A 13666-nucleotide genomic window follows, 5' to 3' on the forward strand; every position below is an offset into this window, starting at 1 on the left:
CGGTCGTGTCTGGAGTGCTCATGCGGTCTCGGTCTGAAGGGCGGGGCCGAGGAGGAGCCCACCGTCAATGACGAACTCCGAACCCGTGATGAACGACGCGTCTGATGACGTGAGGAACAGGAGAAGCCGGGTGACGTCGGTCGGTTCTCCGAGCCGGGGGATGGCGAACGGCTCGGGTGAATAGAAGTCGGCGATTGCCGCGGTGGCGCCAGCTGCTGGTTCTTGGATGAAGGGGGTCGCGATCACGCCGGGGTGGATGGTGTTCACACGGATGTGGTCGCGGCCGAGTTCGAGCGCTGCCGTTCGGGTAAGGCCTCGCACGGCCCACTTGCTGGCGACGTACGGCGCGTAGTGAGCCGTGCCGCCCAGGCCCATTGTCGATGCGATGTTGACAATGGCTCCCCCTGCCGCGCGGCGCAGAGCCGGGGCGGCGACCTTGATGCCGAGGAAGGTCCCTGTGAGGTTGATGTCGAGGATGCGCGACCACGTGGCCTGGTCCGTGTTCTCGATCGGCGCCGGCGGGTTCTGGACGCCCGCGTTGTTGACGAGCACGTCCAGGGCGCCGAAGGCGCTCTCGGCGGCTAGCACAGCGGCGGACCAGGAACTCTCGTCGGTGACGTCGAGGCGGGTGAAGCGAGCACGGGTCCCGAGCTCGTCGGCGAGAGCGGCGCCGCGTTCGACGTCGATGTCGCCGATCACCACGTTCGCTCCCTCCGCGTGAAAGGCGCGTACGTGGCTCGAGCCCTGGCCGCCGGTCCCACCGGTCACGAGCACGGTCTGGTTGTCGAAGCGGTCCATCAGATGTTCCTTCGGTACGTGGGTGACCGACCGGTACCATCGGCGATGAACGGTCGGCCGATGGTGAGCCGATTGACTCACCACTGCCCCGACACTAGGTCGGCGGCCGATGGTGAGTCAAGCCACTCACCTCGTATGCTCGGTCCATGAGCAGAGTCGTACCGACGTACCACCAGCGCGTCGCCCAGGAGAAGCGCGCGCTGATCGTGACGGCCGCGACCGCACTTTTCCTCGAGTTGGGCTACGACCGGACGTCGCTGGCGCGGATCGCGGAGCGCTCGGGTGTCTCGCGGGCCACCTTGTTCAAGCAGTTTCCGAGCAAGGCTGACCTGTTCGACGCCATCGTCACCGAGTCCTGGTCAACCGCTGACGAGGAGGATCCTCCGCCAGCAGGCAACGTCGTTGACGGGCTCAGTGCCATCGGTCGCCGTTACGCCGAGCTGTTGAGCCGGCCCCAGATGACCGACCTGTTCCGGATCGTCATCGCCGAGTTGCCGCGGTTCCCCGAGCTGGCCCATGCGCAGTTCTCGCACGGGAAGATGCCTTACTTCGAGTCCGTACGCGGCTACCTCCTAGCCGAGCACGAGGCGGGAACAGTGCGGGTCGAAGACGTGGACCTCGCAGCCACCCAGTTCCTGGGCATGATCTCCAACTACGTCTTCTGGCCGACACTCCTCGTGCCGGGCTGGGAGGTGAGCACCGAACGCGTCGCTCAGGTGATCGACGAGGCCGTCCGCACCATCACCGCCCGGTACGCCGCGACCGGACCAGGGGCGTACACAAACAAATGATCGCCGCCGACCGCGACTGAGCCCCACCGCCAAAGGAGCGGCTGCCTAAGCAGTCGAGGCTGTCGGCCCGAGGGCGTTCGCGGGGCATCCCGCTGGGCGGACACCGAAGGAGGGAGCGCCGATGTGTTGAGCCACCTCAACCAGCCTGGCACCAGCACGGCCCGACAAGAGTCTCAGCGGCCGGCCCAAACCTCCGCGACTCGCTCTCGGCTGGAAAGTCCCCAACTTCATCATGAGGGGCGGCCCAAGACCCGCGGGCTCAGGCCCGCAGCCACACCCTCAATTGCGAAGAGCCGGAATAAACATCAAATGAACGCACAGGTCACACCCGGGGGAGCGGGTGGCGGCGGCCCCAATCGGGAGCCAACCCTTGGCCTTGACCACCAAGGTGACCGTCGCCTCTCGTCTCGCCCGCCTTATGGCTCCCATTCGCGGACGGGCACAGTGACTGCTCTGCGAGCCGGCGTGATGCTGCGGGAAGCGACTGTTACGCGACGCGGGGCAGTCTCAGATCTCGGGTGCCACAGCGACATCTCCTCAACGTGACACGGTGAGTGCACGGATAACGCGCGGAATTTGGGCACTTGTGTCGCTTTCGCGGCAAAATAAGACTATGCCAACTGCTCCTCTCAGCCGACCAGTCGGCAGTCTCGTCGACGGTCCGAGGTCGAGCGTGGACGGGTGACAGCGCTGCGAGCGCACCGTTCGGGGCCCAGCTCGCACTCACCCTCGGCCCGCCCCTGGCGGTGACCGCGGTCGCGACGTGGGAACTGCGCAGACTGCGCACCCGCCACGGAGTCACCCTGCGCGGCGCCCTCCTCCGCTGACGACCGAAGCCGGCCTCCTGCCGGTAACCGCCCCGTCATCCGCGCGGAGCGGACAACTGCCCTCGGTGCGAAGCAGAGCTGCTCAGTCGACGACGGACCACTCGCCCTTCGGTACTTCATGGGAGCGTGACCGAACTCCCTCTTTCGCGGAGCCGATGTGGCGGAGCGTGGCCCAGCCCCAGGTCGGTGCGTGTCATGTCGCTTGGGGAGGGGCTTACGGCGGGGGGTGTACGCGGTCTTGTGCGGGCTGATCCTGGCTGCGATGGTCGGATCGGATCGCGCGCGACGGCTTGTCGCGTGACGCCCGGCAAGTGTCCGGGCGCCGGACAACGGAGGGTGTCATGAGAAGATCAGGCTCTGTTCTCAGGTTATGCGCGGCGATGCTCCTGGCTTTCGCCGGGCTTTTCCTCACCGGAAGCCCTTCCGCCGCGGAAGAGTCTCCGACTGCCGCCAAGCAGCCCACCGCCCCGGGCGGGCACCTGTTGGTCTACCCGAACGCGGCCTGGGCGAAGTACCCCAGCCTGCAGGAGGCGATCCGAGCCGGAGACCAGGTCGGCGTCTCCGTCGTCGTGTTCTACGAGCGGCCCAACTACGACTCCAGCGGGGCCACCCTCACTTACTCCGTCTTCAGGGACTGCACAGCCACCCTGAGCGACAAGGACTTCAAATTCCCGAACTTCCCCAACGGCTGGAGCAACCAGGCAAGTTCGGTGACCACCCAGCTCGGCAACGGCTCGCACTGTGATGTGTGGATGTCGGACCTGGAAGGATTTCTGGGTGAGTGCGGGAACAAATGGATCGACCTGCACTGGGACCTGAGGCAAGTACCTTACGGGTGCGACAACAAGGCCAGCTCCTTCGAGCTGAGCTAGAGCATGTCTCCTTGATCTGCTCGCCGGTTGATCGGATGTGTCTGTCCGGTGGGTGATCACTGATGCGATGTGGGTCCCGATCGAGCCGTTGATGCCGGCCGATCCGGTCCGTGGTCGGCGATGGGCTGACCATCGTCGAATCCTGGAAGCCATCGCGTGGAAGTACCGCACCGGCTCGCCCTGGCGGGACCTGCTGGACGCGCTGGGGCCATACCAGACCGCTCATAAACGGCTGCCCAGGTGGGCCATGGACGGCACCTGGGAACGGATCCTTGCCGCGCTCCTGGCAGCGGCCGATGGTGCTGACGACATCGGCTGAACCGTGTCGGTGGACTCCACCGTCTGCCGGGCCCACCAGCACGCCGCTGGGGCCAGAAAAAAAGGGGGACCATATCGGGCTGAGCCCGACGACCATGCGCTCGGACGTTCCCGGCGGGCCTGAGAACGAAGGTCCATCTCGTCAGCGACGGCCAGGCACGGCCCTTGGCCCTACGCATCTCCGCGGGCCAGGCGGGTGACGCGCCGACCTTCGAGGTGGTCATGGTCATGTGACTCTCGCCGCGCAGGGTCTCGATCCGCTCGGCGTCAGCTTCCCAGCGGACGCGGTGCAGGAGTGTTTTTCGGGACGATCGCCAGGTCGAGGGGCTGGCAAAGGTCGCGGGCCCGCATCGGGCGTCGGGTGAATGGCGGGAGCGCTCCTCGCGACGCTCGCGCTGCCGTCCGCAGACGTCGGCAGGAGACGGCCGCACCGGGCTCGCCACGGCCACACGGCGGTCCTCCGTCACGAGTGCCAAGGTGACACGTCTGGGACGTGACACGGCGAGTGCACGGATAACGCGCGTGCGCGCGAGGACGCCTCAGGCTGACGGTACGACCTCTACTTCGTCCTGGCCGGGATCTCGTACATCAGCTCAAGGACGTCGGCCTGTCGCTGGCCATCGCCGGTCCTGATGGACGGGATGTCGGACGGGGCACGCTGGTGCCCGCATTCATGCGAGTGCCGGGCCGCGCCGCCAACCGCGATCAGGCTTTGGTGAGGGTGGCGACGCGTTCGCGGAAATCGCGTACGGCCGGGACGGATTCGTGGGGCTGCATCCGCAGGGCAAGGTCGTGGAGTGGGCCTGCGGCGCGGTGTGAGCTGATTTCCTCGGTGAGGTCGAGTGCTTGGCCAGCGGTGGCACACGCCCTTTCGAGTTCTCCTTGGCGGCACTGGGCGTCCGCACGGCGGGTGAGGAAGAGGGTCCGAGTGCGTACACGGTCGGCCGGAAAAAGCGCAGCGGCTTCGGTGAACGTCTCCTCGGCGCGGTCGGGGCGATTCATGTCCAAGTGCGTGGAGGCCAGCGCGCCAAGAGCAGGATGGGCTGCTCCATCCCGGCGGCAAGGCGGTTGACCAGCGTCTTGTTCACCATCGGAACCAGGGCTGTCATGTCTGACGGGTTGTCCTGAACCTCGATCGCCAGCAGGAGCTGGCGACGGGCGCACGCTATCTGGATGTTGTAGCCCTGGACGAACCCGCCGTGCTTGCTGAGCATCATCCGTGAATCAGGATCACTGAGCGAGGCCCGGGCCGTCGGGGAAGGAACGGGTCTGGGACTACGGGCCCGCTCAAGCCATTCCTGGGCTCTGACCAGCCGTTTCTGTTGCCGCACGATTACGGTTTTGTGCTCCATCGGCACTGGCGGCCGGCCATTGGCCCCGCGTCGGCCGGCCGTCAAGTCGGCATTGGTTCGCGCGGCGTACTTCTCCAGCTTCTTCTGATGGGCCTCAGATTCTGCGGCCAGTCGCTTCTCCGCCCGGGCCACCATGCGTTCGGCGGCCTCGACCTTGAGCCGGATCTCCCCCGCCGAGGGAAGAGCCCGCTCGAACAGCCTCTCTCTAGCCACGACTGCCCGGTTCCGTCGGTCGAGTAGTCGCGAAAGCTGGGGCCACTCATTCGGCGCCACGTCGCTGTCCGCGTCTGTTCCCCGTACCGCCTCACAAGACCTGGTGAGTTCCAGTGAGGCGTCGACCATCGAGTCGATCTCGGCTTCGCATTCCGAGATGACGCTCTCAAGCCGCTGCAGGCGCTGGTTGGAGCCGCGTGAGCGCGTTTGCCTCCATGGGAGAGCCGTCTACCGCAACAGCCGCCAGGTTCACCAGACCCTGTTGGCGACCGCACACCGCCAGGACCTGCACAAACAGTAGCTTCAAAGCCGCCCGATGACGTCTGATGAACCGAGCGAGCGTGGAATGGTCGACTCTTCGGTTCGCGGTAATGATCCGGCAGCCCACATCATCGAAGCACGCCTGCTCAATCTTGCGAGAAGACCGGATTCCCTTGCTGTAGCAGTACAGAAGCAACGCGATCAGAGTCTGCGGAGGATAGGCCGCCCGCCCCTGACGGTCATCGGTAACTGTGCACGAACGCCGTCAGATCAAGTTGATCAACAACGTCGAGCACCTTCCAGCACAGGTGGTCGGGCGGCAGCCACTCCCGCACGTCCTGCGGCATCTCAAGAACACGGTCACGGTCGCACCGGAGAAAGTTCCGCCCCACAGAGCAAGGCTCCGAGGCGGCGCAGAAGACCGGAACCGAACATCGACTCGTACTTGACGACCAGCGAGCGGTAGTTGCGCGACAGCCTCGCGGCCTTCGGCCGGAGGTGCCGAAAGTCGCGGCGGACTCGTGCGGGGGTGAGTCTGTCGGGCGCGGTCGGTTTCTCCCACGGTCGCCGGAGGTCTGCCGCCAGCGGACGGGTGAGCCGGAGTTGGGTGAAGACGGTAAGGATCAGCCAGGTCCAGCGGTCGGCGGCTTCAGGGGGACGGATTTCCGGGCAGGTCCAGCCCAGGGTCTGCTTGAACAGGCGGAAGGTGTGCTCGATGTCGAAGCGCCGCAGGAATGCCTGCCAGAGCAGGTCGACGTCGGAGTCGGTGGCGCCGGTGCCGGAGTACCACAGCCAGACGGGCTTGGGTGTCGCACCGCTGGGCAGGTGCTCGACCTGCAGCCGGATCACGGTCCCTGCGATGACCGGCAGGGCGCCCAGCTGGGCGGTCCAGGCCGAACGGTGGGTCAGCCGCGGATGGAGCCGGTCCCAGGCCCGGGCGGTGGCGGTGCCGTAGAGACGGGTCTCGGTCACCGTGTGTACGTCGGGGCCGTTCCAGGTGGTCGGATCACCGAAGACGAACTCCCCGCCATGGCGTGGCGGCCGGCCCCTCATGCCGGGCTCGCGGGGCGGGACCGCACGGCGCAGGACACGGTCCGAACGCATCCGGCCCAGTACCTGCACCGGCAGGTCCTTCAGCAGGAAGGCCAGGCGGGCACGTCGTATCCGGCATCCACCACGATCAGGATCTCCGGGTCCCCGTCCTTCCACTGCCCGGCCGCGATCAGCCGCTCGACGAGTTCACGCATCTGCCCGGCCGTGACGGTGACGGCGTCGCCGCCCGGGCCAGACGCAGCGCGTCCAGCGGCGCGGTCCAGGAACTGCGGCCGTCTCCACCGCACAGATCACCGAATACGGCCACCCAGGAACGGGAATGTGCTGGTCCTTGCCCCGCCCGTAGGTGTGGCACAGGATCCGCTGCGGGCAGGTGTGCGCGCAGGGCCGCAGCCAGCAGGTCAGGTCGGCGGCCGGCACCAGCCGTCCGTCCGCCGCCCGCGGCAGCGGCACCGACGCCAGGGCCCGCCGAAGCCGGGCCACATCGACCCGGCCCGCCGCCAAGGAGTCGTAGAGCCCGCCGTGCCCGCGACGGTGTTCACCCACCAGCGACAGCTCCACCAGCGAACGGACCGGCCCATCCGCACACAACACCGCGTCCGCCAGTTCGAACAACGCATCCGCGCGCCTGGTCAGACAGGAGTGGAACTCACCCCGAAGCATGACAGTTCCGCAAACGGATCCTGCCCGGCAGCATGATGCGACAGACTCATCCCCACGGACTTCGTGCTGAGCGTTGTGTGTTCCTTGGTCGAATCACATACTCAGGCGAAGGCCGCCCCCATGTACGGCAGTTACCCCTCCGAGTGATCAAGTACGCAGACCCGTTCGGACATCGAGGTTAAAGATCAAGCTAAACGGCGCGCACTTCGGCGACCATGCGCACCGCGCGACGGCGGAGCTCAAGCGGGTAACGGGAAGGCCGTGCCGTGATTCGTTCCTTCATCGAATCGAGTCTCCAATCGATCCGGGGCGGTTCACAGCTGTCGCCCTTGGAGCCGACGGAGGCTACGGCATCGGCCTGCTGCAGGGGTCGGTGTAGCGGAGGGCTCGATGTCGGAGGCCGCGGTCGGAATGGTGCACGAGGCCGGCCAGGTTTCCACCGGTGTGGCGTCGTTTCCACACGGCCATCCAAAACGTCCAGGGCGACGTCGGTGTAAGGGAGTTGGCAACCTGCCGGCCGACGACCATGCGGGAGAAGACGTCGATGACGAAGGCAGCGTATATCCAGCCGGCGAAGGTGCGGATGAAGGTGCCCGCACCGGGAGACGCCGAGATCCCCGACAGAGTCAAACTCAGGCCGCCCCCGCAGATCGGGATGTCCTACCCAAGACCTACAGCGACGGCACGTCGATGCCCGGATCCAGTGTGCGAACAGCGTGCAGGGCACCGGTCAACAAGTCGACCAGCACCTCAACTATCACGTCGATCTCGGGACGGCCGCAGACGCCCAGCCAGCGAAATGTCAGTTCGTCGGCTGCCCGGGCAAAAGAGGCAAGGACCATCGCCGAACCCGGCCGCTCAAGGGGCAGTCCCAGCAACAGCCATACCTCCCGCGCACAGGCCGTCCGTACAGCATCGAACTCCTCCCCGACCTGGAGGCTCGCATCGGTTCCCGGGAGGAGGAGCCCAGCGAGTTCGTCGTGCTCGGCGAGATACGTGAGGTGCGCCCGGTACAGCTGCCGCACCTGCTCTCCGACCGCCGCCTCGGGATCGGTGCGGTACGTTTCGCGGATGCGTCGGTTCGTCTCGCGCAACACCTCAAGGTACAAGCCCTGCTTGTGCCCGAAGTGGTGAGAGACCAGCCCGTGAGCCACGCCTGCCGTCCGAGCGACATCACTGACCGTCACTTCCGCGTAAGGACGAGCTGAGAACTGATGCAGAGCGGCCTCGAGAAGCTTGCGACGCGTCTCCTCCGCGGATGCCTGCCTACCTGACCTTAGTAGCTCCACCTGTACTCCTTTGTCCCCTTGCCGACTCGAGCGTGAGGGCCACCCTGACCTCGGGCTTTCATGAGCATGCTCGTCCATGCCTTGATCAAATAAGCGGAGAGTGCTCCCGACCTGCAACGATGGACCTATCCAAGGTCCTGTTGGCTGCACGACTGCACCTCCAGGTGAACAAGCCTATCGGGCTGTACCCGCGTGTCCACGCCGCGGGCGACAGCAGCGGGGCGGTCTCGCAGGCCGGGCGGTGCTACTGGTCGAGACGGTCCGCAAGTCCGGTCAGGGTGAGCATCTGCATGAAGTTTCCCCGGTCTGGCAGAAACCGATGGGCTTGCGGTCTATGCGGCTGCGTGCAGCATGGTAGTTCGCACAGTTGATCGGATACGGTCAAGTAGGGCCCGTCAACGACAACTGCGTGGTCTGCCCCCCCAGGGAGGGGGGGCAGACCACGCGGTCCCTTACTGGATCAGCAGCAGGCCGATTGCCTCAGCGGCGAAAGCCACCACTGCCACCCCGCCACCAATCGTTCAGAGCCGTTTTTTCGACCTGCCGCAGGCGTTCACCAAAGTCCGCTGTGGTATTGGCTCAGTGAACGGAGAACCCTGCGTCGACGAAGATTGCCTGCCCCGTGACATAGGCAGAGGAGCCGCTCGCCCCACCGCCTGATCCATCCCGGCGCCCGGCAGCCCGGCAAGGCGGTGCGCCGGAGACGCTTACGGGCCGGAAACGATGCCCGGCCCGCAAGCGTTCCCTGCCCGTTCGGCTGCCGGACTACGGTGGTTCGGGGTGCCCGAGAACCGTTCTCGGCGCCCTGGTCTCACTTGGCGGTAGCGGTGGCCGAGATGGCGAAGAGGTGCATGCTCGACCGGTGGGCCACAACACCGTCGCGGATCCTGGGAGTTGGACGGTGGCGACGGTCTTGCCACTCTGCAGGGCGATCCCGGCGAACCGAACAGTGGCGGGGATGTCGACCCGGTCGTTGTTCGCCCGGTTCTGGTAGGCGGCGACGACGTCGCCGGCGCCCCCACCGTCTCCGAACCAATCGGGTGCGGTCAGGGTGAAGCTCTGCCGGGTGCCGTCGGTGTAGTGAGGGCGCCGGTGCCGGCGACTCCGCTGAAGGTTCCGGAGAGCAGGAATCCCAGGGTGCGGCCTGCCTGGTCGACGCCGACGGTCTGGCCGAAGGCGACCACGTTGCCCGGGGTGCCGGAGCCTGCCGTGGACGGCCAGGTGAAGGAAACCCCGCCGTGCTGCACGGGCTTGCCCGCGGTGAGTCTCCGGCGGCGAGGGCCTGCGCGGGGTAACTGGCACCGATGCCGTCCAGGTCGGCGGCGTCGGTGTGGTCATCGGACGACACCACGGTGTTGTTGAACGCCGAGACGAGGGACGGCTGGCCGGGCGTGCGGGGCGGCTGCCACGGCCAGTCCGTCTGTTGCACCCGTGCGGGCCCCGGATGGACCACAAGGTGATGAGGAAGGTGCGGAAGCAGTGGGATGCCTTCCTGCAGTCCACAGCACAGGCCGGTGGGAGTTCCCGGCTCGGACAGCGCCCCGACCACCGCGCCCGGTTCGAAAGCGCGCTGGTGCACGCCCGGACCTGGGCCGACGTCCACGGGCACCTGGCCGTTACGCGCGATACACGGCAGAGCGGATTCGCGCTCGGAATGTGGCTGTTCAGCCAGCGCGACCGCGCCAAGCAGCGCTCCCGGCAAGGCAAACCCGCCTCGCCGCACCGCGAACAACTGGCCACGATCGACCCATGGTGGAACCCGCCATGGGACCTGCACTGACGCACCTGGTCGGTGACGACTTCAAGGCCTCGCACCCGGACCATCTGCGGCTGCTGAACGAAGATCCCCGCAATGCGGGGGCCTCGATCCGGGCCGACTACCGCACCTGGTTCACGGAGGCCGAACAGTACGTGCGCCAACGCCGCGGCGACGCACTGATCGAGGCCGCACCCGGCAGCACAGCGGAGTTCCTGTCCAGCACACTGCCGTTCGCAGCCGACGGCTACCCGGTCGAACTGGTGGTCCTGGCCGTGCGGGAGGCGGACAGCCTGCTGGCCACGGCGCTACGCTACACCCGCTCCCTGCAGACAGGCGGCTACGCCCACTTCACTTCAGTGGGCGGGGCATGAGGAGGTCGAGGTAGGCCTTCCCGAGGACGAGCTTGGTCTGCAGACCGTCGACGGCGGGCTCAGTGGGATTCCGCTGGTGTTGCCGTCGCCGGGCACGTACCGGATGCGGTGGCAGTGGGTGTTCAACCCGGACACAGGTCCTTTCACCTCTCCTTTGCATGGTTGTTCCGACGTGCTGGCCACGCCCGCCGGCCATGAAGCCGCTCTGGACGGGGAGGACCAATGCTGTCTGGTGCAGATCTGGCGGACCGCCACCACTTGAACCGCGTTGAAGGGACCGCAGGGCCGCCCCCGAATGGGGACGGCCCCGCTTTTGGTTTCCCGGAGTATCACTGCCGGAGCGTCAGTCGCCGATGCCGACGGTGAAGGCTTCCCAGTCGAGGATCCGGTCACTATGACACCAGACGCAGGCGGCGGCCTGTCTCCTGGTTTTCCGCCGAGTTGATGTAGCGGACGGAGAAGTCGTCCTTGAACTCGTCGCCGGTGCCTTCGAACAGATAGCGGGCAGCGCCTTCGGCGGATGAGTGGAACGGGTATTCGTCGCAGTCCTTGCCCGCCGCCGGGCCGCCGGGCCGCCGGGGGTGCTCTCGTTGCAGTCGAGCTTGCGGACCCTCTCGTTCTTCGTCGTAGCGCGCATTGGAAGCCGTTCCGGCGGAAGGGGTGATGCGGTGCAGCGGGTGTAGCGGGCTTTCGGCGGGCAGGTTCTTCCCGGTCGTCGTCGGTTAGCGGGCGTCCGGGTCCTTCCGCGCCTCGTCGATGTGTCTGGCCACTGCCTCGACGCCGGTGTATGCCACCCGCGGCCCGGCGTGACTCGTGTCGCTCTTGTCGTAGCGCAAAGAAGGCGTTGCGTCGGAAAAGACGAAACCGACCTTGGCCCAGGGGGTGTAGGCCGCGCTGTCGAAGCGGATCTCTCCCTCCTCGCCCTCCGTCGGATGAACTGTCCATAATCCGGGGAGGGTGAACTCGAAGGTCGGCGTGGACTTACCTACAGCTACCCGCACACCGCCCTCCACGCTGAGCAGGTGTGGCGTTGACGACCCCCAAGTCGAATCGCGTGTCACCGTTGATTTCCACTGAGTGGGGGGTGCGGTGTGTGGTGGGGGGCGGTCCGGCCTCGTCGCCCGCCCGTGCTGCTATGACATCACCTTCGCGTAAGGTCGCCTACCGTGCCGCAGGAGCGCCCGGCTGGATGTGCTCGGCCTGCGCCGTCCGGTCGTCGACCGCGGCCTGCGCCTCGGCGTCCTTCGCTGCGAGCAGGGCGAGTGTGGCGCGGTGGGACGGGAGGAAGAACGCGAGCGCGAGTCCCACGAGCATCGCCGCCGTGGCGAGCATGAACGCGATCCGGAAGCCGTGCATGGTCGGCAGCAGCACACCGTCCACCGGCGCGGACGTACGGGCCAGGATCATGCCGACGACCGCGCTCGACGCCGATGTGCCGATGGACCGCATCAGCGTATTGAGGCCGGTTGCCGCGCCGGTCTCCGACGCGTCGACGGCAGCGATGATCAGGGAGGGCAGCGACGAGTACGTGAGCCCGATGCCGGCGCCGACGACCACCGAGATGATGACAGTCTGCCACACCGCGTTCAGCAGGCCGAGGCCGCCGCCGTAACCAATGGCGATGACGAGCATGCCGAGCATCAGTGATGCCTTGGGTCCCCGCCGTTCGGCGATCCGCGCGTACAGCGGGGCGGTGAGCATCATCGTCAGCCCCAGCGGGGCGACGGCGAGACCCGCCACGACGATCGACTGGCCGAGTCCGGCTCCGGTCGCCCGGGGCAGCTGGAGGAGCTGAGGGAGCACCAGGGAGATGACGTAGAACGAGATGCCGACCATGATGGACGCCAGGTTGGTCAGCAGCACCTCGCGCCGGGCTGTGGTGCGCAGATCGACCAGCGGCGCCGAGGAGCGCAGTTCCATCAGCCCCCACAGCACGAGAATCACGGCCGACAGGCCGAACAGGCCCAGTGTCGTGGAAGACGTCCAGCCCCAGTCGTTGCCTTTGGTGACCGGCAGAAGCAGGGCCACGAGGCCGGCGGCCAGGCCGAGCGCGCCCACCCAGTCGAACCGGCCGGGCGCGCGTAGCGACGACTCGGGGATGACGAGAACGGTCAGCACCATCGCGAGCACACCGAACCCCGCGCTTCCGAAGAACAGGGCGTGCCAGTCGGTGTTCTGGACGACCAGCGCGGCAGCGGGAAGCGCGAGTCCGCCGCCGATCCCGATGGACGAACTCATCAGCGCCATCGCAGAGCCCAGTTTCTCGCGCGGGAGCTCGTCGCGCATGATGGCGATGCCCAACGGTATCGCCCCCAGCCCGAGGCCCTGCAGCGCCCTTCCGACAATCATGATCAACAGGTCGTCGGTGAAGGCTGAGACCAACGAGCCGATCACCATCACGGCGAGGCTGGCGAGCAGCATGCGCCGCTTGCCGAAGAGGTCGCCGAGCCGCCCCATGATCGGCGTGGCCACCGCACCAGCGAGCAGGGTGGCCGTCACCACCCAGGGGGCGTTCGACGGCGAGGTATGGAGCAGAGCAGGAAGGTCTTTGATGACCGGGACGACCAGGGTCTGCATCACCGACATGGTGATGCCCACGAAGGCGAGAACCGGTACGACCGCGCCGGATGCGCGCCGCCCGCCGGATTTCCGGGGGAGCGCTGCGGCGTCGTGAACGGGCGTGGTCTGGGACATGCGTGCGGCCTCCGGGCAGCGGGACATGCGGTGGGTGCGGGGTGGGCAGGCGGCACACCGGGGCCTGCCCCTTCCGTCCACCTGAAAATAAACATGAGAAGTTATCCGGGGCGGCACTCTTCCGCGCCGTTCAGGCGCACTTCGCGGGGAGCGCGGAACACGCACGGCCGTCACTGCCGGCGTTCCCGACAATGCGGCGCGTAGCGGAATGATCACCAGAGCCGCCATCCGCCGTACTACCGGCCCTCGCGCCGGCCCCGAGCGTGCGCGGTGCTGTACGGAACCTGGCCGCGGACATAAGGGAAAAGGCCGCCACCGCGCTCTGGTCCTTCGTACCAAAGGATCACGATCGCGGTGGCTGTGCCCTCTCCTGGACACCCTGTTTCATTCAGCCGGCCAGTAGTG

The 13666-nt window shown here is 67.0% G+C and carries 11 protein-coding genes and 3 pseudogenes; 5 read left to right on the plus strand and 9 right to left on the minus strand.

The window, feature by feature from the left end:
• Positions 1–18 precede the first annotated feature (18 nt).
• Positions 19–798, minus strand: a complete 780-nt coding sequence (locus tag ACIBBB_RS25090; RefSeq protein ID WP_398985632.1) for a glucose 1-dehydrogenase — start codon at positions 796–798, stop codon at positions 19–21.
• 146 nt (positions 799–944) lie between these two features.
• On the opposite strand from ACIBBB_RS25090, the gene ACIBBB_RS25095 reads away from it, so the two are divergent.
• From ACIBBB_RS25095 to ACIBBB_RS25105, 3 genes and pseudogenes are all read left to right on the plus strand, one after another.
• The gene (locus ACIBBB_RS25095; RefSeq protein WP_398985634.1) at positions 945–1589 is read left to right on the plus strand and encodes a TetR/AcrR family transcriptional regulator; all 645 of its coding nucleotides are present in this window, start codon (positions 945–947) and stop codon (positions 1587–1589) included.
• Between the two features lie 1207 nt (positions 1590–2796).
• Complete coding sequence (locus ACIBBB_RS25100) at positions 2797–3288, plus strand: hypothetical protein (RefSeq protein ID WP_398985636.1); 492 nt, start codon at positions 2797–2799, stop codon at positions 3286–3288.
• A 37-nt stretch (positions 3289–3325) separates the two neighbouring features.
• Positions 3326–3831 (plus strand): annotated as a pseudogene (locus ACIBBB_RS25105) (IS5 family transposase); the annotation flags it as partial.
• A 480-nt stretch (positions 3832–4311) separates the two neighbouring features.
• On the opposite strand, the gene ACIBBB_RS25110 reads toward ACIBBB_RS25105, so the two are convergent.
• From ACIBBB_RS25110 to ACIBBB_RS25135, 6 genes and pseudogenes are all read right to left on the minus strand, one after another.
• On the minus strand, positions 4312–4608 hold the full coding sequence (locus ACIBBB_RS25110) for a hypothetical protein (protein ID WP_398985638.1): 297 nt from the start codon (positions 4606–4608) through the stop codon (positions 4312–4314).
• Entirely contained in the window at positions 4605–5171 is a 567-nt protein-coding gene (locus ACIBBB_RS25115; protein WP_398985640.1) for a hypothetical protein, read from the minus strand. The genes ACIBBB_RS25110 and ACIBBB_RS25115 overlap by 4 nt, the downstream gene beginning before the upstream one ends.
• Before the next feature lie 166 nt (positions 5172–5337).
• A pseudogene (locus tag ACIBBB_RS25120) lies at positions 5338–5652 on the minus strand (transposase); the annotation flags it as partial.
• 140 nt (positions 5653–5792) lie between these two features.
• Positions 5793–7148: pseudogene (locus ACIBBB_RS25125) on the minus strand (transposase).
• A gap of 671 nt (positions 7149–7819) precedes the next feature.
• Positions 7820–8437, minus strand: coding sequence for a TetR/AcrR family transcriptional regulator (locus tag ACIBBB_RS25130; RefSeq protein WP_398985642.1), 618 nt, complete (start codon positions 8435–8437; stop codon positions 7820–7822).
• Positions 8438–9483: 1046 nt separating this feature from the next.
• Positions 9484–9684 (minus strand): hypothetical protein, encoded by a 201-nt coding sequence (locus ACIBBB_RS25135; protein ID WP_398985644.1) that lies wholly within the window; start codon positions 9682–9684, stop codon positions 9484–9486.
• Between the two features lie 221 nt (positions 9685–9905).
• On the opposite strand from ACIBBB_RS25135, the gene ACIBBB_RS25140 reads away from it, so the two are divergent.
• Together ACIBBB_RS25140 and ACIBBB_RS25145 are read left to right on the plus strand one after the other, a co-directional pair.
• Positions 9906–10217: a helicase associated domain-containing protein gene (locus ACIBBB_RS25140; RefSeq protein ID WP_398985646.1), complete on the plus strand. Its 312-nt coding sequence runs from the start codon at positions 9906–9908 to the stop codon at positions 10215–10217.
• Positions 10202–10567, plus strand: coding sequence for a zeta toxin family protein (locus tag ACIBBB_RS25145; RefSeq protein WP_398985648.1), 366 nt, complete (start codon positions 10202–10204; stop codon positions 10565–10567). The genes ACIBBB_RS25140 and ACIBBB_RS25145 overlap by 16 nt, the downstream gene beginning before the upstream one ends.
• 722 nt (positions 10568–11289) lie before the next feature.
• Here the strand turns inward: ACIBBB_RS25145 and ACIBBB_RS25150 are convergent.
• Positions 11290–11568, minus strand: a complete 279-nt coding sequence (locus tag ACIBBB_RS25150; RefSeq protein WP_398985650.1) for a hypothetical protein — start codon at positions 11566–11568, stop codon at positions 11290–11292.
• A 160-nt stretch (positions 11569–11728) separates the two neighbouring features.
• Positions 11729–13261: an MFS transporter gene (locus ACIBBB_RS25155; protein ID WP_398985652.1), complete on the minus strand. Its 1533-nt coding sequence runs from the start codon at positions 13259–13261 to the stop codon at positions 11729–11731.
• Between the last annotated feature and the right edge of the window lie 405 nt (positions 13262–13666).

This window comes from Streptomyces sp. NPDC051217, from assembly GCF_044455465.1.
Lineage (GTDB): Bacteria > Actinomycetota > Actinomycetes > Streptomycetales > Streptomycetaceae > Streptomyces.

Excerpts from the sequence above, each read along its gene's own strand:
- ACIBBB_RS25090 (WP_398985632.1), bottom strand. The coding sequence starts at position 798 with ATGGACCGCTTCGACAACCAGACCGTGCTCGTGACCGGTGGGACCGGC.
- ACIBBB_RS25095 (WP_398985634.1), top strand. The coding sequence starts at position 945 with ATGAGCAGAGTCGTACCGACGTACCACCAGCGCGTCGCCCAGGAGAAG.
- ACIBBB_RS25100 (WP_398985636.1), top strand. The coding sequence starts at position 2,797 with ATGCTCCTGGCTTTCGCCGGGCTTTTCCTCACCGGAAGCCCTTCCGCC.
- ACIBBB_RS25110 (WP_398985638.1), bottom strand. The coding sequence starts at position 4,608 with ATGAATCGCCCCGACCGCGCCGAGGAGACGTTCACCGAAGCCGCTGCG.
- ACIBBB_RS25145 (WP_398985648.1), top strand. The coding sequence starts at position 10,202 with ATGGGACCTGCACTGACGCACCTGGTCGGTGACGACTTCAAGGCCTCG.
- ACIBBB_RS25155 (WP_398985652.1), bottom strand. The coding sequence starts at position 13,261 with ATGTCCCAGACCACGCCCGTTCACGACGCCGCAGCGCTCCCCCGGAAA.